Raw genomic sequence first — 25,337 nt, 5'->3', positions numbered from 1 at the left:
AGGGAGGTGGCGTTGTTGCCGCAGCGCTTATTTGTAATCACCGGGGCAACAGGAACGGGTAAGACGACGGTGAGTCAGTATTTGACTAAATATTATGAAATTCCACGGGTGATCACACATACTACGCGGCCACCACGGCCAAATGAACAAAATGGTGTTGCGTATTATTTTGAGACCGAGGCTAGCTTTTTTACTAAGCACTATATCGAATACGTTAAATACGCCGACTATTATTACGGCTCTTCTCGTGAGGCGATTACTGCAGCATGGGCCAAATGTGCCTATGCTAGTATTGTGTTGGATACTAAAGGTGCGGTAACCTATGTGCAAACATTAGGTGCACAAGTGGTGCCACTGTTTTTAACGGTGCAACAGCCAGCCGCTTTGCTCGCACGATTGGCTAAGCGTGGTGATCAGCGTGAAATGATCAGTCAGCGCGTGGCCAGTGCTGAATATGAACGTGATCTACAATTGCCACTTGAGTTGATCGATCAGGCACAGGTGATTGTTAATGATGATTGGTCGACAGCAAAAAACCAATTGGATCAGTTGATGCAACGTTATGGGATAACAAAAAAAACTGACTAGGTTTGAAAACCTAGTCAGCTTTTTTATCGGTTAGGCAGTTTGATCAGCCTTATTAATTGTCACTGGTTGATGAGCTTGTAATGCTAATTTGCGTACTGCTTCATCAATTGTGATACCATTGGCAACTTGTTCCGGATGTTGCTTTGAAGTTGCATAAAAAATCTGTTGATCGGTGTCTAAAGAGATCCGATACCAACTATTACTAAAATTACCAAATTTCATGGTGTATACCTCCTTGTATCAAGGAAAATGTCCTTGTAGTTAGTCCCAACCACCGAATCAAGAGGCGCTTGGTGACTAAGATGTTACGTTATTTTTTTGTAACGCCCAGCACGTTCTAAATAGTCTACAACCAAAATGAATTTTACGCAAGGATTTAGTCCACAATTATTCCTACGCTAATATAAGATGCCTGATTCAATATTGTAAACGGTTAACGTAACAGCTTACAGAATAGTTTACAATATCATTTTAATATTAGCAAGTGAAATGCAACACAAATTTAATCGGTTACCACCAGTGAAGTCGAGTATTATGCGGAAGCTAATGTGGCTAGAAACTTTCACTAAGTTTCTTTTAATGAAAGCCTTTGAAAATCAGCTGTTTATTACATTTTCATTTTCAGTCAGTTAACTTGCAACTCTGTCTTAGTATGCTAAACTAATTTTAGGAACAAGTGTTCAATTACACGCAGAAAAGTCAGTTTTGAGCTGATTTTTCGGCGCGTTTTAGTCTAATTTAAGCTTAAGTTAAGCTGGATTATCTAGACTAAGTGTCGATTGAGCTACTCGCAACATGCGAGTTAGTTGTGCATAATTGGTAGTAATTTTAAATTTTAATAATTCTTTACCAATCAAACGCGCATTGTTAAGTTAGATATGGTTTAATAGAAAACTAGAGATCAATTAATGAAGAGGAGGCCTTTTGATGGCTTATCGAACACCGCCATTTATTACCCCATTTGCGATTGTTTCAATCGTTTTAGGCTTAGCTGCGACTAACGTGGTGGCGGATAAAGTCGCGCCAGTTAAGAGCAAAACTGAACAGACTAGTCAGGTTACTAGTTCGTCAGCTGTTGGTAGCTCAAGTAGCGTGCGACAAAGCAGCTCATCACGGCCAGAAAGTAGTAGTTCAGTTAAGGAAAGTAGTAGCGTTGAAGAATCAACGGATACGGCGTCCCAACCAGATACAACGGATGCTAATTCACAGTCACAAGCCACAACAACGACTGGTCAAAATAGCCAAAGCGCTGCAGCCACTTCATCTAGTGCTGCTGCAACAAGTTCAAGTGCTGCTGCCGATTCATCATCTGCAAATAGTGCTTCATCCACAACAACGACTGGTACGACTGGAACGACAACAGGTACCACAGGTGACACAACAACGGATACAACAACTGAGTAAATGGAGGTGATTGAGTGTTATCTTTGCTTGATATGTTGAATCATTATTTAGGTTACTTCAACATGAACGTCAAATTAAAAAACCGTGTGTATACTGGGATCGGTATTGCAGGAGTATTATATCTTGGCTACTTAACGTTTAATTATCTTCGCTTAGGTGCGTGGACGCGTGGGTTGTTGTTCTTACTGATTTTCCTAGTGCTTGTCTACTTTACGGCATTAAACGTGATTTACTACTTCACAACGAAAACCGCTAAGTTCGATATATCGCCTAAAATCGAAAAGCTTTTAGGTGGCCGTGCAGCTGGTGCCGGTGACGATCCAATGGTTGTTGGCAAGCATGCTGCACATACAACTAAAGTGATCCCAGCGGCTGGTTTATTCCATGAGCAAAGTCTGTTACCAGCTAAATTAGTTGTCGATGCGACGCAACAAGCCAACATCGAACAATTAGTTGATAGTTTAGTGGCCAGCAATTATTTACAATTAAATTATGCTAATCGTTCTGATGACGATGTTTATCAATTGGCGCAGAAATCTGGGCAGCCGGTTTATGCTTTAGGTGACTTGGTACAATTACCATTTTATGAATTACGTGAACAAAGTGGCCATTATGTTGTCTATGCGGGGCGTAATGCAATCGATAGTTTACCAGTAGGTGAAGTCACTGAAGTTGGTTTAATGCCGACTAAGGATGCAGCTGCAAAATATCAAATTGTTTTGGCTAGCGCGCAGTTAACTGGTGGGCCGTATAAAATTGCTGGTCGATCTAGTGTTGTCGCGGGTAATGAACCGTTCAAGCTGGTGATCCAAGCGGCGTATAAAGATCCAAATCAGGCCGTCACACCAACTGCAACAACGCCATTAACAACAGGCAATCGGTCAACGCCAACTAATACGACGTCTAAATCAACTATAACCGAATCAACGCGGATGTCGCGACGTAATCGCTAGGATAAAGCACCTTTCATTGTGAAGGGTGCTTTTTATGGTTGAAGCACTGTTCTAAAAAAGATTGACGATTTCTAATAACAAGGTTAAACTTAAATTAGAATAAGCTAATAATTAATGACAGATTACTGCAATTAACCGTACGAATTTAATGCGGGATGTGTCGCTTGCACATAACCTGTATTCAGGCGGTAAATGTGTGATTACTTGTAAACTCACGGCGCTTATGCTGTGGGTTTTTATTTTTAGATGGCATACAAGACTGTTTAGCTGTGTTTCTTGGTCTTTAGGTACTAGCTTATCAACAACAAATGGAGGCATTTAAAATGAAAATTCTAATGTTTAGTGTTCGTGATGATGAACAACCAGCAATCAAAGCGTGGGCCCAACGTAATCAGGCGACTGTTGATACGTTTGAGCAAGATCTTAATTTGGCTACCGTTGAGCAGGCTAAGGGCTACGACGGTATCGTGATCGTTCAACACGCTAAAATTGATAGTGAACAAGTTTATACTAAGTTACATAGCTTTGGTATTAAACAAATCAGTTTACGTAGTGCTGGCTATGATGTTGTCGACCTAGCAGCGGCCAAGGCAAATAACTTACTGATTACCAATGTACCAGCGTATTCCCCACGTTCAGTGGCTGAATATGCCCTAACGCAAACCATGCGTTTAATTCGTAATTTAGAATTATTCGATGAGCGAACTAGCCGGCATGATTTTCGTTGGGGTGGTTTAATGGCACATGAAGTCCATACTTTAACGATTGGTATTATCGGTGCTGGCCGTATTGGCGGCACGGTTGCCCGGTTATTCCATGCTTTAGGTGCTAAAGTAATCGCCAGTGATCCGGTTAAGAATCCTGAATTAGCTGAATTTGTCACTTATATGGATCAAGCTAGTGTTTTAAGTCATGCTGACGTCGTGACGTTACATACGCAATTGTTGCCAACAACGACACATTTGATGGGTGCAGAACAATTCAGTCAAATGAAGTCGACTGCTTTTTTGATCAATGCTTCCCGCGGACCTGTTGTCGATACACCAGCCTTAGTAGCTGCCTTAAAAGAAAAACAAATTGCTGGGGCAGCCATCGATGTGATTGAAGACGAACAGGAATTTAACAATAAGAATCTCACAAATACTAAGATCACCAACCCTAATGTGTTAGCATTACAAGCAATGCCCAATGTGATTTTCACACCACACATTGCCTTTTATACTAATATGGCGGTTCAAAACATGGTTGATATTAGTTTAGATGATACTAAAAGCATTCTTGAAACTGGCCAAGCCCAACATCCAGTTCAGTAATGACAGTTCGTCATAATTAAAATGAGCTTTTTCTCATAAAAAGGTAAATTTCTAAAAAAGATTCAGAAATTCACCATTTTTATTTGCGTATAGATTAAAAATAAATTAAAATTAAAAAGGTGGCTTTTGGCCACAAAGAACGTTTAAGTGTCAATTTGGTAATTATATCGTTGGTTACCAACGGATATGGTGTACTTAAGTTTGGAGGGAAAGTTATGTCAATGATCGAGTTTCACGATGTTGAAAAATATTATGGCGATTTTCATGCCCTAAAACATATCAACTTAACGATCGATAAAGGAGAAGTTGTTGTTATTATCGGACCATCTGGTTCTGGTAAAAGTACGCTACTTCGTTCTATGAACGGACTAAATACGATTTCTGAAGGTAAATTGGTCGTCAATAATTTTGATTTAGCGGATAAAAAAACAGATATCAATAAAATTCGCCGCGAGGTTGGCATGGTTTTCCAACATTTTAATTTATACGCAAACAAAACCGTGCTCCAGAATGTGTCGTTAGCACCGCAATTAGTTTTAAAAGAAGATAAAGCTCAAAGTGAAAAAGAAGCGATGGATCTGCTGAACTTAGTTGGTTTAGCTGACAAGGCGCAATCGTATCCCAGCATGCTATCTGGTGGTCAGGAACAGCGGGTGGCAATTGCTCGTAGCTTAGCCATGAAGCCCCAAGCGTTGTTGTTTGACGAACCAACTAGCGCACTAGATCCAGAAATGATTGGTGATGTGCTAGATGTTATGAAAAAAGTTGCTGCTGACGGCATGACCATGATCGTGGTAACTCATGAAATGGGCTTTGCTAAGGAAGTTGCAAACCGGTTGATCTTCATGGCCGATGGTGAAGTATTAGAGGATGACGACACTAAATCTTTCTTTGCCCATCCAAAGGAAGAGCGCGCACGGCAATTCTTAAGTAAGATCATCAATCATTAGTGAAGGGGGGCTTGGGCGATGAAAAAATTTGTCCAGCGCGTGCTACCGCTTGCCTTCTTATTGAGTTTGGTTTTACTGATGAGTGGCTGCGGCAAACAGAGTTTATCACAACAAAATGTTTTAAAAGCAGATCAGGCCAGTAATACAATAACTTGGGGCGTCAAAGCTGACACTCGGTTATTTGGACTGATGAATATTAAGACTGGTAATATTGAGGGCTTTGATATTGATATGGCAAAGGCGATCACCAAGCAGATCCTAGGTAAAAATGGAAAGGCCAAATTTATTCAGGTCACCAGTAATACCCGAATCCCAATGTTAAAAAATGGGAATATCGATGCGATCATTGCGACAATGACGATTTCGCCAGAGCGGGCCAAGCAAGTTGATTTTTCTAAGCCATACTTCAATGCCGGGCAAGCAATTCTGGTTAAAAAAGGTAGCAAAATTAAAGATATTCGTGACCTGAATTATAAAGGGGCTAAAGTTTTAGCTGTGCAAGGGTCAACATCAGCGCTAAATGTGGCTAAGTTTGCGCCAAATGCTAGCGTTTTAGAATTATCTGATTATGCACAAGCCTTTACTGCGTTACAATCAGGCCAAGGTGATGCACTGACTACGGATAACGGGATTCTTTACGGGATGTCCTTAGAAAATCCTGGGTACGTTGTCGTTGGTGGTGCGTTCACTAAGGAACCTTATGGGATTGCAGTTAACAAAGGTCAAACAGACATGACCGATGCGGTGAATAAAGCCGTTAGTGACATGAAAAAAACGGGTGAATACCAACGCTTATTGAATAAATGGTTTGGTAAGGTACCTGGCTTTGATGAAGGGGGGAACTAAGTATGATTTCGATTTTAGTTGATCATTGGCCAGCATTTTGGTCTGGGTTCCTGTTCACCCTTGGTTCTAGTATCTTAGCTTTAATCGGTAGTTTGATCGTTGGAACTGTTTTTGCCTTACTGGAGATCAGCGAGCGTAAATGGGTACGAATCATTGGTCGAGTGTACGTGGAAATTTTTCGGAATATTCCGCTACTGGTTATTACCATGTTCTTTTATGTGGTTATTCCGATGTTCATTGCCAACGTCAATGGGTTTACTGCCGGCACCATTGGATTGACCATCTATACGTCAGCCTTTATTGCTGAAACTATTCGGGCGGGGATCGAAGCCGTTGACCCTGGCCAAATGGAGGCAGCACGTTCCAATGGTTTGAGCTATTTACAGGCAATGACGCATATCGTTTTTCCCCAGGCTATTAAGATCACGATTCCACCATTAGGGAATCAGTTCATTAATTTAGTTAAAAATTCTTCTGTTCTTGCCTTTGTCGCCGGATTTGATTTGATGTATCAAGGTAACTTGATTGCATCAACCACTTTCGATACCTCAAATACTTATTTGGCAGTGGGACTTTTATACTTAATTTTGACCCTACCGTTAAGTTATTTTATGCGTTATTTAGAAAAGAAATGGGCTTAGAAAGGGGATTAACTGATGAGTAATTTTATTCAAGCATATTCATGGCTCAACATTCGTTATCTCCTGGAAGGCCTATGGATCACTGTGGAGATTTCCGCTGTTTCAATCGTTTTTAGTTTTATTATCGGCGGTTTATTAGGACTGTTGCGTTACGTTAAAATCAAATATTTATCAGCCATCGTAGGTTTTGTGATCGATATTGTCCGTAACTTACCCCTGCTGCTAATTTTGTTCTTTACCTTCTTCGGTTTGCCTAATATTGGGATCAAGCCGGATGCGATTATGGCTGCCATTTTAGCAATGACCGTTTTTGAATCAGCAATGGTTGCTGAAATTATCCGTAGTGGGATCCAAGCCGTTGATCCTGGGCAAATGGAGGCCGCACGTAGTAACGGGATGTCGTACAGTCAAGCGATGCAACATATTATTTTACCGCAGGCAATTAAAAAAATGATTCCGCCATTGGTCAGTCAGTTTGTTTCCCTGATCAAGGATACATCGTTAGCAACGATTATTATGTTGCCAGAATTGATGTATCATGCGCAGATTATTTACGGGCAAAACACAAACTATGTTTTACCGATGTTCTTAGCATTAGCGGTATTGTATTTCATTGTTTGTTACGCTTTATCCTGGCTATCCCGCATATTAGATCGGCGGCTGGGCGCGTAAACTTCGAAGTGTGTCAGCTGAGGTAAAACTCAGTTAGCGCACTTTTTTGTTTGTCGCCATGACTTTTCTATGATAGAGTTGATAATTATAATCAACTAAAATAAGATGAATGAGGCTATTAAATGATAACTGTAAGTGATGTTAGTTTACGTTTTCCTGATCGGCAATTGTATTCTGACGTTAATTTGAAATTTACTCCAGGTAACTGTTACGGCATTATTGGTGCAAACGGTGCGGGTAAATCAACTTTTCTAAAAATCTTGTCCGGTCAGATTCAACCAACTACTGGACAAGTGACAATTTCACCAAATGAGCGGATGACAAGTTTAAATCAGGATCACTATGCTTATGAGGATAGTACTGTTTTGGATACAGTGATCCAAGGCCACGAAAAGCTTTATCAAGTGATGCAAGCTAAGGATGCTTTATACGCTAAGCCTGATTTTAATGACGAAGATGGCATTAAAGTTGCTGAATTAGAAGGCGAATTTGCTGAAATGGACGGCTGGAACGCAGAAGCTGAAGCAGCCCAACTATTGCAGGAATTAGGCATTAACGATGCGATGCAACAACGAAAAATGAGCGAATTAACAGAAAATGAGAAAGTTAAAGTCCTACTTGGTCAGGCATTATTTGGTAAGCCTGATATTTTGTTATTGGACGAACCAACCAACGGGCTTGATGCGCCAACGATTCAGTGGCTGGAAAACTTCTTAATGGGCTTTCCGAACACTGTCATCGTAGTTTCACATGATCGCCATTTTCTGAATACAGTTTGTACACATATGTGTGACGTTGATTTTGGTAAGATTCAGTTATTTGTCGGTAATTACGACTTTTGGTTGCAATCCAGTCAATTAGCAGCACAATTAAAAGGTCAAGCTAACGCAAAAAAAGAAGATCAGATCAAGGAACTACAGGCCTTTGTTGCGCGTTTTAGCGCTAACGCTTCTAAATCAAAGCAGGCGACTTCGCGGAAGAAACAACTTGAAAAAATCACTTTAGATGATATTAAGCCATCTAGCCGCCAATATCCGTTCATTAAATTTGAGTTGGCCCGAGAAATTGGTAGTGACTTACTGCGGGTCGATAATATTAGCAAAACCATCGCCGGCGTTAAGATCCTAGATAATATCACCTTTACGCTTAAACCTGGTGAAAAAACGGCTTTGATCAGTCGTAGTGATGTGGCAACCACAACTTTGATGCAGATCCTGGCTGGTGAATTGACACCAGATACGGGTACCATTACTTGGGGTGTTACCACGTCACAAGCTTATTTACCGCGGGATAATTCTGCTGAATTTGCAGCTGACATAACGATTTTAGATTGGTTGCGCCAATTTGCCAGCAAAGAAGAAAGTGATAATACGTTCTTACGTGGCTTTTTAGGGCGCATGCTTTTTTCTGGTGATGAAGTATTGAAGAAGTTAGACATGCTATCTGGTGGCGAAAAAGTACGGTGCATGCTAGCAAAAATCATGCTTAGTCAGGCCAATGTCCTATTACTAGACGATCCAACCAACCATTTAGACTTAGAATCGATCACCGCGTTGAATGATGCATTAGTTGATTTTAAGGGTGCCTTAGTTTTCACATCCCACGATTACGAATTTATTCAAACGATTGCGGATCACATTGTAGAGGTTAGTGCTAAGGGTGTAGTTGAGCGCTTTGATACACATTACAATGAATTCTTGGATCATGAAGATATTCAAAAACAAGTGGCTGCATTATACTAAAATTTGTGTTTGCCAGCACGCTCCGCAAAATAAAAACGATACGTAGCGATTTTTTTACGATCATTGATGCTTTAATGATAAACGATCATTGAAGCATCAGTGGTCGTTTTCTTATTGATATCATAGGATATTTGTTGACGTTCAGTGAGCTGTTTCGTTATGCTTAGGTATAAAGACTAGGTAATTCGAAAGGATGCTATACATGACGAAAAAACTGTATCCCTTAATTTTTTGTGCAATAGCTGGCTTATTAGCTGGTTGTACAGCTAATTCCACTCAGGAAACGCCAAGTAGCAGTTCGGTAGCTAGTTCTAGTAGTCAGCAAGCTGATTCCAGTGAATCATTACAAAGTAGTATGCCATCTTTAAAACGTGGAACCGATCACGAAACGCCGCTTTTACAGCAAACATGGCAGTTCAAACAATTTGTGATCACTGGTATTAAGGCCGAGTGGGATGGTACGGATCAGATCGAGTTAGAGATTGGTTGGCGCAACATGACCACAACTGCCCAACGGTTTGCTGATGTTGGACAAGTGACGGTGACCCAAGGTGATCAGCAATTAGCGATGGTCGCACGTGATGATGATTTCAGTGATTCGATCACTGCGCAAGCTGACGAAGATTTTGAACTGACTTATCGCTTGAGCAATCACACCCAACCCTTGAAAATCAGTATTGATCCAGAACAAGGCGAAACAAGAACACGTACAGTTAATCTAGATCAATGAGAGCCAAGCGGTTGTGGTAATTTGCCATAACCGCTTTTTATTTTCTGAATAGGCTATTTAAACGTGTGTCATAAGCTACTGCCGCTGGTTCTTAATAATAATCTTGATTAAGTTACCTTTTACTTTGCGTGGTTAGTTGCATCAAGTGCAGTTATTCGTTAGAATTAGTGGTTGAATTTCTTACACGGAAAAAGCAGCTAATTGCGAATATTAGTATTAAGAGATCAAAGAAAATGGGGCGCGGAATTAATGGATGCAGCGACGATTTTAAAAACAAAATTTGGTTATACTGAATTTCGCCATGGACAAAAGCTAGTGATCGATAAATTAATGGCTGGCAATAACGTGCTGGCGTTGATGCCAACTGGTGGTGGTAAATCGTTGTGCTACCAGATTCCAGCATTACTTTTCTCTGGGTTGACGTTGGTAATTTCACCTCTGATTTCCTTAATGAAAGATCAGGTTGACGCTTTAAATGAAAATGCGATTCCAGCCACATTTATTAATAGTTCATTGACTTATACGGAAATCAATCAACGCCTAGATATGGCTGCTCGGGGCGAGGCTAAATTATTGTATTTGTCACCGGAGCGTTTGGAGATGCCAGATTTTATGGCTGAACTAAATCAATTAAAGATTGATTTAGTCGCAATTGACGAAGCCCATTGTATTTCCCAATGGGGCCATGATTTTCGGCCTAGTTATCTAAAGGTCACGGCGCGGCTTCAAGAGTTAAATAGCCAACCCGTCATAATTGCATTAACCGCCACGGCAACAGAGCGAGTGGCAATTGATATTCGGCAACGTTTGGGGATCGCGGCAGAAAATGAAGTTAAAACCGGTTTTGCACGTGATAATTTAGCATTACAAGTAGTCAAGGGCCAAGACCGTGATCGCTATATGCTGGATTATTTGACGCTAAACGCTCATGAATCAGGTATTATTTATGCGAGCACACGTAAGGAAGTTGACCGGTTAACGGCTTTATTTCAGCAACATGACTTAAGTGTGACCACGTACCACGCCGGCTTAAATGAAACTGTTCGGCGCCAGAATCAAGAGGACTTTTTGTATGATCGTAAACTGGTAATGGTGGCTACCAACGCTTTTGGCATGGGAATCGATAAAAGCAACGTTCGTTTTGTGATCCATGCCCAAGCGCCAGGTAGCTTAGAAGCGTATTATCAAGAAGCTGGGCGGGCTGGTCGTGATGGCTTGCCTAGTGAGGCGATCTTGTTATACCGACCATCAGATGTTCAACTACAACGTTTCTTTATTGAGCAATCAGACATGGCTGATGCACCACGGCAACAAGAATATTTGAAATTACAAGCTTTGATGCAATATGCCAATACGCAAAGTTGCTTGCAACAAGCGATTTTACAGTATTTTGGTGAGCAATCAGCGCCATGCGGCCGTTGTGGTAATTGTCTGGATCAGCGGGCGGCTACCGATATTACAGTGACCGCGCAGAAAGTATTATCCTGCGTTTATCGAATGCACGAAAATTTTGGTAAAACATTGGTGACACAAGTTTTGACTGGTGCTAATAATCAACGGGTACGTGAGCTGAATTTCACTAAATTATCGACTTATGGGCTTTTAAAGGGGCAAACACAAAAAGCCGTCAGCAGTCTTATTGACTTTTTGACGGCGGAAGGCTACTTACAGGCTAGTGGTGGCCAATATCCGGTGTTGACCGTAACTACCAGTGGTGCAGCAGTATTACGCGGCCAACAACAAGTTATGCGTAAAACGTCGGTAGCCACGCAGGTGGTACAGCCCGAAGATGATGCCTTATTTGAACAACTACGCCAGTTACGGTCGCAGTTGGCCCAAGCACAACAAGTGCCACCATTCGTTATTTTCTCTGATAAAACGCTCCATGATATGTGTGCACGCCTGCCGCAAAATACCAGTGAATTATTAGAGGTCAAGGGTGTTGGTGAGCATAAGGCAGCACAGTACGGTACGGCGTTTTTAGAGTTATTAGCAACGGGTGAGCAAGATGAAGTTTAGTTGGTGTAATCAAGGCCCAACTATGACTGTGACCCGGTTTTTGCAACAACAGGGTGTTAGTAAACGTCTGTTGAAACAATTAAAATATTATGGTCAAGTTTGGTTAAATGGGTACCCTTGCCGGTTAATTGACCTGCTACCAGTAAATGCCGAAATAAAAATAAAGCTGCCAGCGGAAAGTGGTGATCCGCTGGCAGCAATTAGTTTGCAACCTTTAATATTATTAGCTGAGACGCCCCATTGGCTAGTTGTCAATAAACCAGCTGGGTTGGCATCAGTGCCCGGCCCACAGACTGGTAGTGACACACTGGTCAGTCGTGTGCGTGGCTATTTATTACAGTCTGGTGCAGAAAATGTGGTGCCACACTTAGTCAGTCGTCTTGATTATGGTACTAGTGGTGTGGTGTTGGTCGCTAAGCATAGTTTTGCTCACAGTCGCCTAGCTAGTGCCACAACGATTCGCGAGAAAAATTATCTAGCTGTTGTTGCAGGGATGATTCACGCCAGTCACGGGATGATCACATTACCATTGGGACAGCGGCCAACGCAACCTGCAGGCATTATCGACTTAGCTGGTAAGCCGGCAACTACAGAATTTTGGCGTGAGGGTTATTTACCCCAATTAGAGGCTACTGTCCTCAAGCTAAAATTGCACAGCGGTCGGCGGCACCAAATTCGGATTCATTTGCAGGCAGTCGGGCACCCTTTACTAGGCGATAACCTATATGGTGGGCCACTGGATCGGGGCATAAGCCGGCAAGCTTTACACGCCCAACAACTTATTTTTACTGATCCTTTTACCCAACAATTGCAGACGATCACGGCACCGTTGCCGACTGACTTAGCGCAATTGTTTAAAAGTACGAGTAGTCAGTGAAATCTGCACTATCAATAATTTCAAAATGTTCAGCTGCGATACCAGTAGCTTGGCTGATAGTTGCAGTTAAGTCGGTTTTACTGATATGACTCCAAAAGCGGTAGTCATTCTTGCCATAATGCATCCAGTCACCTAATTTACTAATTTGGGGATATTGCGTTAGATCAGGTCGGGTGACATCGATAAAATGCAACACATAATCGGCGGCGTCATCACTAAAAGCAGGACGAGGTTGAAAATAATGGCGGTCGAGCATAGTATTTCCCTCTTTCTCACGGGTGACAAAAGTAACGTTTTCCTTGTTAAAAATTATACGTGGTCTAGCTAATAAGTACAAGTGATTAGGTTTTCCTTAGTCTAAATTAATTTTTCATAGTATTTATTGGGTGGAAATATAAAAAAAGCACGACGTCATAATTGAAGTCGTGCTAAGATTTTACTGCCAAGTATCACGTAACCATTCAATGGCCAAATCAAACCAGTGAGCAACATGGGGTTGATCAGCATCAGCTTTCCAAGCAGTTTGCTGATTGGCTAGTGCTAAGCCATGGGGACCATGACGGAAAATGTGACTTTCAAACGGCACGCCTTGTTGCGCTAATGCATTTAAGTAAATTAAGCTATTTTGTACTGGTACCAAAGGATCATCCGCAGTGGTCCAGACAAAGGTGGGCGCACAATTAGTGTTGACTAATCGATCTGCAGCCAATTGTGCTGGTTCTGTTGTTAATGTTGCAAGTTTTTCAGCAGATGCTGGCCAACCAGCATCTAAACGGATGACTGGGTAGCCAAGAATAGCAGCATTTAGTTTAAGCTCAGTACCTAGGCCAACTTGCTGCACAGCAGCTGTTTGCCAATTGCCATTATAAAGACTAACAATATGACCACCAACGGAAAAACCGGCAGCAGCAATTTTTTGAGGATCAAGGGACCAATCCGCTGCGTGTAGACGTAATTGCCTAATAGCTGCAGCTAAATCTAATATTGGTTGCGGTAGCAATGGGGTTACTTCGTTGCTAAAATGGTAACGTAAGTAGAATGACTGAAAGCCACGCGCTGCAAAAGCTAAAGCCAAAGTTTCTGCTTGAGCCTCTGGGATATGGGTGTAACCACCACCGGGAACGATGATCACTGCCGGAAAGCTTGTTTGTGGGGTGTTAGTATCAGGCTCACGAATATAGGCTTTGAGATAAGCTGGTTTAGTTAAAGGAATCGTCATAACTTGCACAATATAACCCTACTTTCTTAAATAAGTATGTATGTTTATTGTAACGATATTAACTTGTTTTGTGTCATTTGAATTTAAATTTAGGAGCTGACTGCTGTGCGACTTACCACCGAGCGCTTAGTAATTCGACCATTTACTGAAGCTGATTTAACTGATCTCCATGAATTAATGAGTAACCCGCAGTTAGGGGCGATGGCTGGCTGGCAGCCACATCATTCGCGCGCTGAAAGTGATGCAGTGTTGACCATGTTCTTGCGTAGCGATGAGGTTTTTGCAATTGAGGCTAAAGCTGATCATAAAATGATCGGCACAATTGGGCTGCATCGACGTGCGCCTAGTGGAACTACGCCAAAGGATGACAGTCGTGAGCTAAGTTTTATGTTGAACGAAGGATACTGGGGACAAGGATTAATGCCTGAGGCAGTGACGGCAATCGTTACTTTTGGGTTTAATCATTTACGATTGCAGGAGATTTGGGTCGGCCATTTTGCTGATAATAAGCGTTCACAACGAGTAATTGAAAAAACTGGCTTTGAATTTGAGTACGAATTTGAGCGGCCACGATTGTTTAGTGATGAAATACCAGTCGATGAAATTTACTACAAAATGACTTTGGCTAGCTTTAGGAAACGTTAACAGAAAATGAAAGCAGTATGTAAATATTGCGGTTAAGCCAAAATTAAGCTTTAGCTAAGCGCTGGTTATGGTATAATGGGCTCCAGATAGAAATATTGGAGGTAGGAATGATGGACGTATCACCGGAGCAATTAAAAATTATGGGAAAAGCTTATCAGGAACGGTTAGCGGCAATTAAGGCTGATGCTCGTTTAACTATATTGGATACGGTAGTAGATTACGATGTGGATTCGCAACCTGTTACACCGTACATTGTTTATACTGATTTTAATCGAGCGCAGATCAACGAGAAAAGTAGCTCGATTTTTGTCTACACAGCGTACGAAAATGTCGATAAATATGGTCACTCAAAAACTGATTATCAAAATGAATTATTATTTGAATACAATGCTTGGAAGAAAGCTATCCATATCACTGTCTTGGAAACGCTAGGTGCGGAAAGTCAATTGGCTTTTTATGATTTTCAAAACCATGGTTTAGCACAATTAGCATTAAAGTATTTATTAAAAATTGCTCACAAGAATCAAGTTGAAAAGATCGATGGCAATGTTAGCTCGTTTGACGGCGAAAGCTTGAAGCAAGTAATGGCGTTGTTTGCGAAATTTGACTTTAAATTTAAAGTTCAAGATGCACAGCAAGGTTTAGCGAGTTTCGAACTTGTTTTAGCTTAGTCGCTGACGGTTGCTTTTAAGTATCGCTGCAGTATACTTAATGCACACCCTTGGCAGGGAGAAGGCGTTTATACCAGTTGTTTTATGGTGTAAGCGCCTTTTTTCTTTTTGCACTTAGGCTATATTTGTGATATGATATATCCATAACAAAGGAAACTAATTAGAGGGGTGTCAAGCATGCAATTAACCCGTGGTTTTGAACAAGCTGCTTGTATTATTACATTGTTAGCAACGCAAGATCCGGAAATTCCGATTTCGTCTGAAGTGATTCATCATCGCTTAAGTGGCTCACAGACTTACTTACGTAAAATTATGCGTAAATTAGTAGTCGGTGGTTTAATCAAATCCGTTTCTGGGAATAACGGTGGTTTCACCATCGCGCGGTCACCAAAAGAAATCAGTTTGTATGATGTTGTACTTGCTACTGAAGGGGATATTCAAACTTATCCAGACTCAGGTTTGATCGATATGGTATTCAAGGATTTTCAGCCAGTAGCCAAGCAGGGGACATCGGTCATCAACCAAGCTTTTCATGAAGCTGATTTGTTATGGGGTAAGGCATTGAAGCAACAATCAGTTTATCAAGTTATCAGCAATACTTTGGGTGGTAGTGAGATTCCATTGATCAACTGGAACGAGTCCGATGAAAAGCGCGAATTGTTGATTCAAAAAATGTTACGCAATATTCGTACCGACTTGAAATAAATTCCGACGCACTATTTTGCTGAAAAAGCGCTATAATGAAATTAACGAGTAGTAGCCCGTTACTTCATTTTAAAAGAGGCGGTAACAATGGCAAAAAAGCTCAGCAAAGCCGAAAGAAAAGAATTGATCCAAAAGGCTGAAGAAGCACGAGCTAAGCATCCACAGCCTAAATCATCTGTTTCTGGTTTTGAATCAATTGATAAGGAAGCTGAAAAACTTAGCGGTCAGAACTAAAATGAACTTGAAACAAGTGTGTCTGTTATTTTCATGATGGTTATGAAAATAATTGGCATGCTTTTTTAGTTTATCTGTAATTGTAAGCGATTGCTGTGAAAACACTGGTATACCGAGTACCAGTTTTAACGTAATTTCACAAATTGAAAAAGATTGCTGATTATTATGCTTGTGAAAAATCATTAACAGTGATTTTCCATAGTTGTTAGGCTTGTAATTGATTTCACTTGAGGGAATTCACAAGAATTTCTGATAGGAATATGCTATGATAAGAACCGGCTTTGAAAAAGAACTTAAAACGTAATTCAAAAAAATTTATTTTGGAGGGATTTATTAATGACGGAGAAACAACGCTATGGCGCTGATGCCATCTTAGAAAGCTTGATCAATCATGAAGTCAAATATGTTTTCGGGATTCCTGGTGCTAAAATTGATCGTCTGTTCGAATTATTAGCACATGCTGATAACGCAAAACGGCCTGAATTGATTGTTGCCCGCCACGAACAAGGCGCTGCATTTATGGCTTCTGGGATTGGTCGTATTACTGGTAAACCAGGGGTCGTTATGACGACTTCTGGCCCTGGTGTCAGTAACTTGGCCACTGGGATGGTTACGGCAACCGCTGAAGGCGACCCAGTTTTAGCTATTTCTGGGCAGGTACAGCGAGCTGATTTACTACGTTTGACGCATCAAAGTATGGCTAATACAGCATTGATGGCGCCAATCACTAAGTATAGTGCAGAAATTCAAGAACCAGAAAATGCTTCAGAAGTGATTGCCAATGCTTACCGGGCTGCTTTATCTGCTAAGCAGGGCGCTAGTTTTGTGAGTGTGCCCCAAGATGTCGTTGATTCTAAAGTGGTACGGCCAGCCGTGATGCCACTTCAAGCGCCTAAATTAGGGCCTGCTAGTCCAGCTGATATTACAATTTTAGCTCGGAAAATCAAGGAAGCTAAATTACCAGTCTTGTTGGTCGGCATGCGCGCTTCATCTGCTGAAGTCACACGGGCATTGCGGAATATTTTATACGTTTCTGATATGCCAGTTGTTGAGACTTTTCAAGCAGCGGGAATTATTTCACATAATTTAGAAAAGAACTTCTTTGGTCGTGTTGGTTTATTCCGTAACCAACCAGGCGATATGTTATTGAAGCAAAGTGATCTAGTTATCACTGTTGGGTATGACCCAATTGAATATGAACCACGTAATTGGAATGCTGAAAATGATGCACGGATCGTTGTGATTGATGATGCAGCAGCTGAAATTGATCATAATTTCCAACCAGAAACCGAATTAATTGGTGATATTGCCCAAACCCTTGATTTCTTGTTACCTTATATGCGTGGCTATGAAGTTAAATCAGAATCAAAGGATTACATGGCAGGGTTACATGAAAAACTTGAAGATCGTGACGAACCACCAGTAGTAGCACCAGAAACAAAATTAACACATCCATTGGCAGTTATCTCTGCTTTACAAAAACGGGTCACTGACGAAATGACGGTCACTGTCGATGTTGGTAGCTTCTACATTTGGATGGCGCGGCATTTTCGTAGTTATGAACCACGGCATTTGTTATTCTCTAATGGGATGCAAACGTTGGGGGTTGCTTTACCATGGGCAATTTCTGCCGCGCTTCTACGGCCAAATACGCAGATCGTTTCTGTTTCTGGTGACGGCGGCTTCTTATTTACCGGTCAAGAATTCGAAACAGCGGTACGCTTAAATTTGAATATCGTTCAATTAATTTGGAACGATGGAGCTTATGATATGGTTAAGTTCCAAGAAGAAATGAAATACGGTCAGAGTGCAGGAACTGATTTTGGCCCAGTCGACTTTGTTAAATACGCTGAGAGCTTTGGTGGAACCGGCTTACGGGTTAATCGAGCTGGTGATCTAGAAAAGGTGCTTGATCAAGCCTTTGCAACTAAAGGACCTGTGATCGTCGATATTCCAATCGATTATTCGGACAACAAAAAGCTTGGCCAAACTATTTTACCGGATCAATTCTATTAGGCTACTTTGTGGCGTCGTGTAATTAAGCTAGCGTAAACGTGCTAAAAATAGGTTATTTATCGTAATCGCATTTACTGGAAACGGTCTGTGTAAGGTCTATGATCTAACTATTTTTAGCACTCTCGAAGTGAAAGGATATTTTAAATCAATGGTAGAGCAAAAAAAACAGTCAGTTCTTTTTCAACATGGTACGTTAAGTTTGTTAGTGCCCGGTTTGTTTGAAGGAACGATGACTGTGGGTGAATTATTACAACATGGTAATTACGGTATTGGGACAGTGCAAGATTTCAATGGTGAATTAGTGGTATTAGATGGTCATGCTTATCAGGTGGTGGAATCTGGTGCGGTCAATGAATTGACTGCTGAACAGTCAGTGCCATTTGCTTCAGTTCATTTTGACGATCCTGTTGCTGAAACTGAACTCACTAATTTGAATAAGGCTGAATTAGAGCGTTATTTGTTGCAAAACTACCCGTATCGCAATGTCTTCTTTGCGGTTAAAATCGTCGGCGAATTTGCGCATATGCATACGCGAGTCGTTGAAGAACAGCAAAAACCTTATCCCAGTTTGACTGAAGCCACAAAAACTCAGCCGAAGTTTAATCAAGATAATATTCATGGGACATTGATCGGTTATTATGCACCCGAGCTATTTCAAGGCGTAGCCGTTTCTGGTTATCATGTGCATTTTCTCAGTGATGATCATAAAACTATCGGTGGGCATATTCTTGATTATCAGCTAAAAAAGGGTCAAGTATCAATTCAGCCATTCGCCACGTTGGAACAACATTTCCCGCTGGAAAATCAGGCATTCCGTGATCAGAATTTTGAATATGACGGTATGAGCCAATCAATTAACCAGGCGGAAAAATAAGTTAGCACCTTGTTAAACAACTGAATATTCGGTATACTATAAAAAAAGATTGAGGTTGCAGAGATCATAAGTCACCAGTTAGAGACGAAAAGCGTCGCTGAAAACTGGCAAAAGGGTGATCTGCCGAAATGTTTAATTGCTTTTTCAATTAAATGTTGGGACTTGGCTTAACAGGCCAAGTACTGTCGTGATGAAGTCATCACGGGGCGCTATCGACTGACAGAAAAAGACACCGTCTTTTTGTGTAGCAGTGGATGCTACATGAAGGGGCGGTTTTTTGTGCGTAAGCATGGCGCGACCTCTAAATTTAGACTTGGTTCAGGAGGAATTTTTAGATGGCGCAACAACACATTGACCATGAACAAGGTGGCGTGAAGCGAGAGCTAAAAACGCGGCATTTGTCGATGATCGCATTGGGTGGCAGTATCGGAACTGGCTTATTTGTCGCTTCTGGTTCAGCAATTTCTACGGCTGGTCCTGGTGGGGCTTTAATTGCCTATATCGGTATTGGCTTGATGGTGTACTTCTTAATGACCAGTTTAGGCGAAATGGCAACCTATATTCCGGTATCAGGTTCCTTTGCCACTTACGCTGGTCGGTTCGTTGATCCAGCACTAGGATTTGCCATGGGCTGGAATTATTGGTTTAATTGGGCAATTACGTTGGCGGTGGATGTTTCTACGACAGCAATTGTGATGCATTTCTGGCTACCACATGTGCCTGGTTGGATATTTAGTTTATTTTTCTTGATCGTGATTTTTGTTATCAATGCACTATCAGTACGCGCTTTTGGCGAAACTGAGTATTGGTTGTCGATCATTAAGGTCGTTACCGTAATTGTTTTCTTGATTGTTGGTTTCTTAACTATTTTCGGGATCATGGGTGGCAATGGCCCTGCAGTTGGTCTGCATAACTTTACAATTGGCAAGGCCCCGTTTGTTGGCGGTATTCCAGCCATACTCAGCGTCTTCGTCGTGGCTGGCTTCTCCTTTCAAGGCACAGAATTAATTGGTATCACTGCTGGTGAATCGGCTACCCCAGAAACAAGTATCCCTAAGGCAATTAAGCAAGTCTTTTGGCGGATCCTGTTATTTTATATTTTAGCCATTTTCGTAATTGCAGCAATTTTACCTTACACTAGTAAAGATTTACTTGGTTCAGGTGCTGGTGATGTCGCCATTAGTCCGTTTACCTTGGTTTTCCAACGTGTCGGGTTAGCAAGTGCGGCTAGTGTAATTAACGCGGTGATCTTAACGTCCGTTATCTCTGCCGCTAATTCTGGTATGTATGCTTCAACGCGGATGTTATGGGCAATGTCAAAGCAGCACATTGCACCGAAAATCTTTGGCCGCACTAATGGTCGTGGTGTCCCAGTTGCCTCATTACTAATGACAACTGTAGTGGGCTTATTCACTTTCTTAACCAGTATTTGGGGCTCACGAATCTATATGTTCTTAGTTGCCGCCTCTGGTCTAACCGGCTTCATCGCTTGGCTAGGGATTGCAATCTCACATTATCGTTTCCGCAAGGCTTTTATTGCCCAAGGCCATTCGTTAAGTGAATTAAAATATCACGCCAAATTATTCCCATTTGGACCAATTCTAGCGATGGTACTAGGTATTTTAGTTATCGTAGGTCAGGATTTAAATGCGGTAAAAACTTTTGATTGGCAAGCACTAGGTGTCAGCTATATGAGTGTACCGTTGTTCATCATTTTGTTTGTCTATTACAAAATAAGCCATAAGACGCACATGATTCCGCTAGATGAAGTGGATTTAACTAAGATTCATGATGATTAATTTTTAAGCATAGGTTTTGGTTTTAAAGGAAAATTAGCGACAAGGCTAATTTTAATCAGCCTAGGTTTAAGTGTAAAAAGCATTAGCGACTGCTAATGCTTTTTTGTTTCTGTAAAAAAGCCACCAAGTAGCTGCCGTGGCGGTTACTTGGTGGTCATTTTAGCGGCGTATAAAGTTTTGATCTTCGCGTATAAGCGAAAGAAGTCACTGCCATTGGCTTCTAAATTCCAATGTAGTAATGGCACACCGTAGGCAGCCATTTCCTGCATCAGTGGGGCCTGACTATCGATGGTAGAAATAATGAGATCGGCATCTTGCGGTCGGGCAGGCGGGGTCATTAATTGCGCGATTCGAATATGCTTTAGCAGTCGCTGTAACTCGGTGGTCAGCAGATCGTTATTTTCTGCAATTAACCAGACATGAACCATCTGCTGGTCCTCTAGATGGTGCAGTTGTGGTTGCAGCAAATAACAAACATATTCACTAACCGTTTGACGATTACGATAGAGCTGCGGCAGGGTTTCAGTAAGGCCTGGTTGTTCAAAAAACTGAGCAATTATTTGATAGAGTTGTGTTGATTTAAAATTGGTTAAATCAGGACGATAAAAGTCGAGCATTTTTGGATAGCGGGTTTGTAATGCGATTGTGGTTAGTAGAACACGCAAAACATCGTAGGTTAAAATCGGTTCATCCGCGGGCGTGATTTTAGTATGAAAGGTGGCGGTTAATTTGGCCAAAAAGTTAACCGTTAAGCGCCATATAGGATCGTCTTCAGCTGCAAAATGAGTCAACACAAGCTGTGCTTGTGTTTGACTACCGGTTACTGCGGTGATCAAACTAAATTGAGCAAAGAAGAAGAATTTGGCTTCGTTGTGCCGGTTTTTGGTGGCTAAATTACCAAATAATTCAGTCGGAAAAACGAGCTCGTCAAATGCACTATTATGGTCGGTTAAAATATTAAAACAAGTGGCGTCACGGATATAATAGCCATGATTAATGCGCAAGCGCATAATACCAAGCAGTAAAAGTTGTTGCAGTTTAAAAATTGGTGCTGTTGGTTGGGGATTAGCTGTTGTAAAAATCCGTTCAATATCAGCAGCACTAAAATTTTGCCACGGCCATTTGATACCATGAAAGCCAGTCCAATAGACGATGAATAAGAAATAGCGAATATGACTTTCATTACCAGTGATCTGCAGATCCGTGTACGAAAAGCGCAGCGAGTATTGGGCCATAAAACGCTTCAAGCCAGCCGATTTGCGCAACAATGTCGACTTACTGACAAAATGTTGCTCGCAAAAATCGTTGACTGTGGGTGTCGGGGCTTGTACTAAATAATCAATAAACTGAAAAACTAAGGATTGTTCTAGTAAAAACAAGCGATAGCGGTCCAGTGAAATTTTAAATGTTTGCTGGGATAGTAATTCATGGCGATCCACTGGTGTGTCCAACTGAGTATCTAGTGACCGCATGTCCCGCAACAGGTCTTGAAAGGTATTATAGGTTTGTTGATACGAAAGGTGTAACTTATCGCTGATGTCGTTGATGGTCAGCGAATGATTACCGATGGCTTTTAGAACACGAAACATTTGAAACTTTTGTAGGTCCGCTTTTTCTAAAAATAAGTCTTCAAACAGCATCACGAGGCTCCTAACATGTCTTTACTTCACATTTTACTGATTCTATAAGGTAAATGCAAACTACGCTGGCGATATAATTTTGCATTCAAAAAGCGCTAAACCGGTTAAAGTTTAGCGCTTGTGACTATTGGTGATTGCTTGCCATATGAAAAGCTGGGTTCAAGCTAGCTAATTTTTGGTCGATCAATTCAATGACACGCTTGCGAGCGAGCTCGTCGCTGACAAAATCAAGCTGATCACCGTCAATCTGAATTTTCGGGCTTTCATCATATTCGTCATACCATTGTGCGTAGCGCTGATTCAAAGTTTGGTAATACGCATATAAGCTTGGATCCTGTGTGATCTGTTCATACGGCCGGTTACGCTTCTCAATTCGTTTTAGCATTGTCGCAAAGGAAATGTTGATGTGGATCAGTAAATCAGGACGCTTGTGGTAGTCTTGTTGTGGTAATTCTTGTAGCATATTTTCTAACAAGGAATCGTACACAGCAACTTCGGTTTCGGTGGTGCGACCGAGATCAGCATTCAAATGAAAAAGTAGTGAGTCTTCGAAAATCGAACGATCCATTACGCTATTATTGATCTGATCAGCGGCTTTTAGTTGCGCCATGCGTTTGTTCAGGAAGTAGATCTGTAATAAGAAAGCATATTTTTTGGGATCTTGGTAAAAGTAAGGTAATACCGGATTATCGTCAACCGATTCATAGAATGCCTTTGAGTTTAGGTGGTTGGCTAATAGCGTGGTTAGACTAGTTTTACCTGCGCCGATAGTTCCTGCAAGTACGATCATAATAGTAGACTCCTTGTTTTTTGAATTCAGGTCGTTAGATATAAACCAATTATGTGGTTAGATGGTGTTTTAAATTAGGTCGACATGTTTAAAATAGCTTAGCCATTGGATTGTAAATATTCTTTATTAGCGCCGGCAGACATAAAAAGCCTGTTCCTGACGCTTTCTGCAACATACTCTGGCTAAGCAGCACCATATATTGTATCATGCTTAAATCTGATTGCAATATGTGGCACAACTTTTTTATTGGTTGCCTTTTAACAGCTTTTCGGGTACACTAACTACATTATTTAAACGCGATGATGCGCCTAAGGTCAGTTTAGAGAAATGGCGGTAGCTGCAAAGCCATTCTGACCAATTCCAGCGCAGTAGCGGGCAGTTAATCCTGCACGGTCAATGATCGTTATCGACAATTAAGGGTGGCTAACTGTAGCCAAACTTGGGTGGTACCGCGAAGCTGATTCGTCCCAATTGAGGGATGAGTCGGCTTTTTTTCGTGTTTAAAATTCAATTAATGGAGGAAATTAGTTATGTTAGATGTTAAAATGATTCGCCAGAATAAAGAAGAAGTGCAACAACGCCTGGCAACTCGAGGTGTTGATCCGGCCGAAATTGAGCATTTAGTGGCGTTAGATGAAAATCGACGTGAACAAATTGCGGTATCTGAAGGTTTGAAGCAAAAGCGCAATGAAGTTTCCAAGCAGATTGCTGCCTTGAAACGTAATAAGGAAGACGCTACTGACATGATTGCACAAATGCGCGCAGTCGGCGGTCAAATCAAGCAGGTCGATGAGAAGCTAGCTGAATTAGATGAGCAAGTTCGCTATATCGCGGTACGGTTGCCTAATTTGCCAGACGCTTTAATTCCAGTTGGCCCTGATGAAGCTGCCAATCACGAAGAACGCAAAATTGGAACGCCACGACAATTTGATTTCACACCAAAACCACACTGGGAAATTGGCGAGAACTTAGATATTCTCGACTTCGAGCGTGGTGCAAAAGTAGCCGGTAGTCGTTTTCTCTTCTATAAAGGGCTCGGTGCTAAGTTGGAACGTGCGGTTTACAACTTTATGCTGGATGAGCACGAAAAGGAAGGTTACACCGAAATGATCACACCATATATGGTCAATGATGATTCGATGTTCGGGACCGGTCAATTTCCTAAGTTTCGTGCCGACGTTTTCTCAACGATGACTGATGATAAAGAGATGACCATGATTCCTACAGCAGAAGTGCCATTAACCAATTATTATCGTGGTGAAATTTTAGATGAAGCGCAATTGCCCGTTTATTTCACTGCGCTCAGTCCGTCGTTTCGTTCAGAAGCAGGTAGCGCAGGCCGTGATACCCGCGGTTTGATCCGTCTACATCAATTTAATAAGGTAGAAATGGTCAAATATGTTAAGCCAGAAGAATCATTCAATGAATTAGAAAAAATGACGGCCAATGCGGAAAATATTTTACAGAAGCTCGAATTACCCTATCATGTCATTACTTTATCAACCGGAGATATGGGGTTCTCAGCTGCTAAAACTTATGATCTTGAAGTTTGGATTCCGGCGCAGGAAACTTACCGTGAAATTTCCAGTTGCTCAAATTGTTTAGACTTCCAAGCTCGGCGTGCCCAGATCCGTTATCGCGACAGTGATGGTAAAGTTCATTTATTACACACGCTAAATGGTTCTGGCTTAGCCGTCGGACGGACGGTGGCAGCTATTTTAGAAAATTACCAAAATGCTGACGGCAGCGTCACAGTACCAAAAGTACTCGTACCTTATATGCGTGGTGTCGAAAAAATAAGTAAATAATTAAAGACGAACAGTTATGAATGCATAATTACCCTTTTAAGGTAGTTATGCTTTTTTATTACGGATATTAATTTGAAAAACTGATTTAACATTCGTGATCTATAAAAAGTTCGTTTTAATTAGGAAACTTCCTTGACGCTACGCTGAAAACTTGATATAGTATTTGTTGTTGTCAGTTACGACTGATGGCGTTGGAAAAAA

General features: G+C 41.4%; 25 protein-coding genes and 1 riboswitch. Of the genes, 20 read left to right on the top strand and 5 right to left on the bottom strand.

The annotated features are described in order from the left end of the window. The first annotated feature begins 12 nt into the window (after positions 1-12). Complete coding sequence (locus tag EKM80_RS05570) at positions 13-588, top strand: nucleoside/nucleotide kinase family protein (RefSeq protein ID WP_191985933.1); 576 nt, start codon at positions 13-15, stop codon at positions 586-588. 30 nt (positions 589-618) lie between these two features. Here the strand turns inward: EKM80_RS05570 and EKM80_RS05565 are convergent, their stop codons facing one another. Beyond that, entirely contained in the window at positions 619-810 is a 192-nt protein-coding gene (locus tag EKM80_RS05565) for a hypothetical protein (RefSeq protein ID WP_125552122.1), read from the bottom strand. Between the two features lie 705 nt (positions 811-1,515). Here EKM80_RS05565 and EKM80_RS05560 point away from each other — a divergent pair. From EKM80_RS05560 to EKM80_RS05510, 11 genes are all read left to right on the top strand, one after another. Then, entirely contained in the window at positions 1,516-1,992 is a 477-nt protein-coding gene (locus tag EKM80_RS05560) for a hypothetical protein (RefSeq protein ID WP_191985932.1), read from the top strand. 14 nt (positions 1,993-2,006) lie between these two features. Further along, on the top strand, positions 2,007-2,945 hold the full coding sequence (locus tag EKM80_RS05555) for a DUF6681 family protein (protein ID WP_225418819.1): 939 nt from the start codon (positions 2,007-2,009) through the stop codon (positions 2,943-2,945). 323 nt (positions 2,946-3,268) lie between these two features. Next, the gene (locus tag EKM80_RS05550) at positions 3,269-4,258 is read left to right on the top strand and encodes a D-2-hydroxyacid dehydrogenase (RefSeq protein ID WP_125552121.1); all 990 of its coding nucleotides are present in this window, start codon (positions 3,269-3,271) and stop codon (positions 4,256-4,258) included. Between the two features lie 215 nt (positions 4,259-4,473). After that, a complete protein-coding gene (locus EKM80_RS05545; RefSeq protein WP_318531437.1) occupies positions 4,474-5,208 on the top strand; it encodes an amino acid ABC transporter ATP-binding protein in 735 nt (244 codons plus the stop codon). Positions 5,209-5,226: 18 nt separating this feature from the next. Then, positions 5,227-6,054, top strand: a complete 828-nt coding sequence (locus tag EKM80_RS05540; protein WP_125552120.1) for a transporter substrate-binding domain-containing protein — start codon at positions 5,227-5,229, stop codon at positions 6,052-6,054. Between the two features lie 2 nt (positions 6,055-6,056). Further along, positions 6,057-6,695: an amino acid ABC transporter permease gene (locus EKM80_RS05535; RefSeq protein WP_125552119.1), complete on the top strand. Its 639-nt coding sequence runs from the start codon at positions 6,057-6,059 to the stop codon at positions 6,693-6,695. A gap of 15 nt (positions 6,696-6,710) precedes the next feature. Next, on the top strand, positions 6,711-7,367 hold the full coding sequence (locus EKM80_RS05530) for an amino acid ABC transporter permease (protein WP_125552118.1): 657 nt from the start codon (positions 6,711-6,713) through the stop codon (positions 7,365-7,367). Between the two features lie 122 nt (positions 7,368-7,489). After that, entirely contained in the window at positions 7,490-9,109 is a 1,620-nt protein-coding gene (locus tag EKM80_RS05525; protein ID WP_125552117.1) for an ABC-F family ATP-binding cassette domain-containing protein, read from the top strand. A 202-nt stretch (positions 9,110-9,311) separates the two neighbouring features. Continuing rightward, positions 9,312-9,839 (top strand): hypothetical protein, encoded by a 528-nt coding sequence (locus EKM80_RS05520; protein ID WP_125552116.1) that lies wholly within the window; start codon positions 9,312-9,314, stop codon positions 9,837-9,839. Between the two features lie 249 nt (positions 9,840-10,088). Further along, positions 10,089-11,858, top strand: a complete 1,770-nt coding sequence (gene recQ, locus EKM80_RS05515) for a DNA helicase RecQ (RefSeq protein WP_125552115.1) — start codon at positions 10,089-10,091, stop codon at positions 11,856-11,858. Continuing rightward, on the top strand, positions 11,848-12,735 hold the full coding sequence (locus EKM80_RS05510; RefSeq protein ID WP_125552114.1) for an RluA family pseudouridine synthase: 888 nt from the start codon (positions 11,848-11,850) through the stop codon (positions 12,733-12,735). The genes recQ and EKM80_RS05510 overlap by 11 nt, the downstream gene beginning before the upstream one ends. On the opposite strand, the gene EKM80_RS05505 is transcribed toward EKM80_RS05510, so the two are convergent. Beyond that, positions 12,713-12,991 carry a hypothetical protein gene (locus tag EKM80_RS05505; RefSeq protein ID WP_125552113.1) on the bottom strand — a complete coding sequence of 93 codons (279 nt, stop codon included), beginning with the start codon at positions 12,989-12,991 and terminating at the stop codon, positions 12,713-12,715. The genes EKM80_RS05510 and EKM80_RS05505 overlap by 23 nt on opposite strands. A 180-nt stretch (positions 12,992-13,171) precedes the next feature. After that, positions 13,172-13,963 (bottom strand): alpha/beta hydrolase, encoded by a 792-nt coding sequence (locus EKM80_RS05500; protein ID WP_125552112.1) that lies wholly within the window; start codon positions 13,961-13,963, stop codon positions 13,172-13,174. A gap of 96 nt (positions 13,964-14,059) precedes the next feature. Here EKM80_RS05500 and EKM80_RS05495 point away from each other — a divergent pair, with 96 nt between their 5' ends. From EKM80_RS05495 to EKM80_RS05470, 7 genes are all read left to right on the top strand, one after another. Further along, positions 14,060-14,599, top strand: a complete 540-nt coding sequence (locus tag EKM80_RS05495; protein WP_125552111.1) for a GNAT family N-acetyltransferase — start codon at positions 14,060-14,062, stop codon at positions 14,597-14,599. Between the two features lie 110 nt (positions 14,600-14,709). Continuing rightward, a complete protein-coding gene (locus EKM80_RS05490; RefSeq protein WP_125552159.1) occupies positions 14,710-15,270 on the top strand; it encodes a hypothetical protein in 561 nt (186 codons plus the stop codon). A gap of 177 nt (positions 15,271-15,447) precedes the next feature. Next, complete coding sequence (locus EKM80_RS05485; protein WP_125552110.1) at positions 15,448-15,975, top strand: Rrf2 family transcriptional regulator; 528 nt, start codon at positions 15,448-15,450, stop codon at positions 15,973-15,975. An 87-nt stretch (positions 15,976-16,062) separates the two neighbouring features. Continuing rightward, the gene (locus EKM80_RS14825; protein ID WP_164509509.1) at positions 16,063-16,209 is read left to right on the top strand and encodes a hypothetical protein; all 147 of its coding nucleotides are present in this window, start codon (positions 16,063-16,065) and stop codon (positions 16,207-16,209) included. Positions 16,210-16,545: 336 nt separating this feature from the next. Beyond that, on the top strand, positions 16,546-18,225 hold the full coding sequence (gene alsS / locus EKM80_RS05480) for an acetolactate synthase AlsS (RefSeq protein ID WP_125552109.1): 1,680 nt from the start codon (positions 16,546-16,548) through the stop codon (positions 18,223-18,225). A 148-nt stretch (positions 18,226-18,373) separates the two neighbouring features. Beyond that, positions 18,374-19,099: an acetolactate decarboxylase gene (gene budA, locus EKM80_RS05475; RefSeq protein ID WP_125552108.1), complete on the top strand. Its 726-nt coding sequence runs from the start codon at positions 18,374-18,376 to the stop codon at positions 19,097-19,099. A 41-nt stretch (positions 19,100-19,140) separates the two neighbouring features. Beyond that, positions 19,141-19,319: riboswitch (Lysine riboswitch) on the top strand. 115 nt (positions 19,320-19,434) lie between these two features. Next, complete coding sequence (locus EKM80_RS05470) at positions 19,435-20,898, top strand: amino acid permease (RefSeq protein WP_125552107.1); 1,464 nt, start codon at positions 19,435-19,437, stop codon at positions 20,896-20,898. A gap of 143 nt (positions 20,899-21,041) precedes the next feature. Here the strand turns inward: EKM80_RS05470 and EKM80_RS05465 are convergent, their stop codons facing one another. Both EKM80_RS05465 and EKM80_RS05460 read right to left on the bottom strand, forming a co-directional pair. Continuing rightward, positions 21,042-22,538, bottom strand: a complete 1,497-nt coding sequence (locus EKM80_RS05465; protein ID WP_125552106.1) for a helix-turn-helix domain-containing protein — start codon at positions 22,536-22,538, stop codon at positions 21,042-21,044. A gap of 124 nt (positions 22,539-22,662) precedes the next feature. Next, a complete protein-coding gene (locus EKM80_RS05460) occupies positions 22,663-23,328 on the bottom strand; it encodes a deoxynucleoside kinase (protein WP_125552105.1) in 666 nt (221 codons plus the stop codon). Between the two features lie 530 nt (positions 23,329-23,858). On the opposite strand from EKM80_RS05460, the gene serS reads away from it, so the two are divergent. Continuing rightward, positions 23,859-25,136: a serine--tRNA ligase gene (serS, locus tag EKM80_RS05455; protein WP_125552104.1), complete on the top strand. Its 1,278-nt coding sequence runs from the start codon at positions 23,859-23,861 to the stop codon at positions 25,134-25,136. The last annotated feature ends 201 nt before the right edge of the window (positions 25,137-25,337 follow it).

Source organism: Loigolactobacillus jiayinensis, from assembly GCF_003946445.1.
Classification (GTDB): domain Bacteria; phylum Bacillota; class Bacilli; order Lactobacillales; family Lactobacillaceae; genus Loigolactobacillus; species Loigolactobacillus jiayinensis.
The sequence above is the reverse complement of the archived record's forward strand: the minus strand, read 5'-3'. Positions and strand labels throughout refer to the sequence as shown.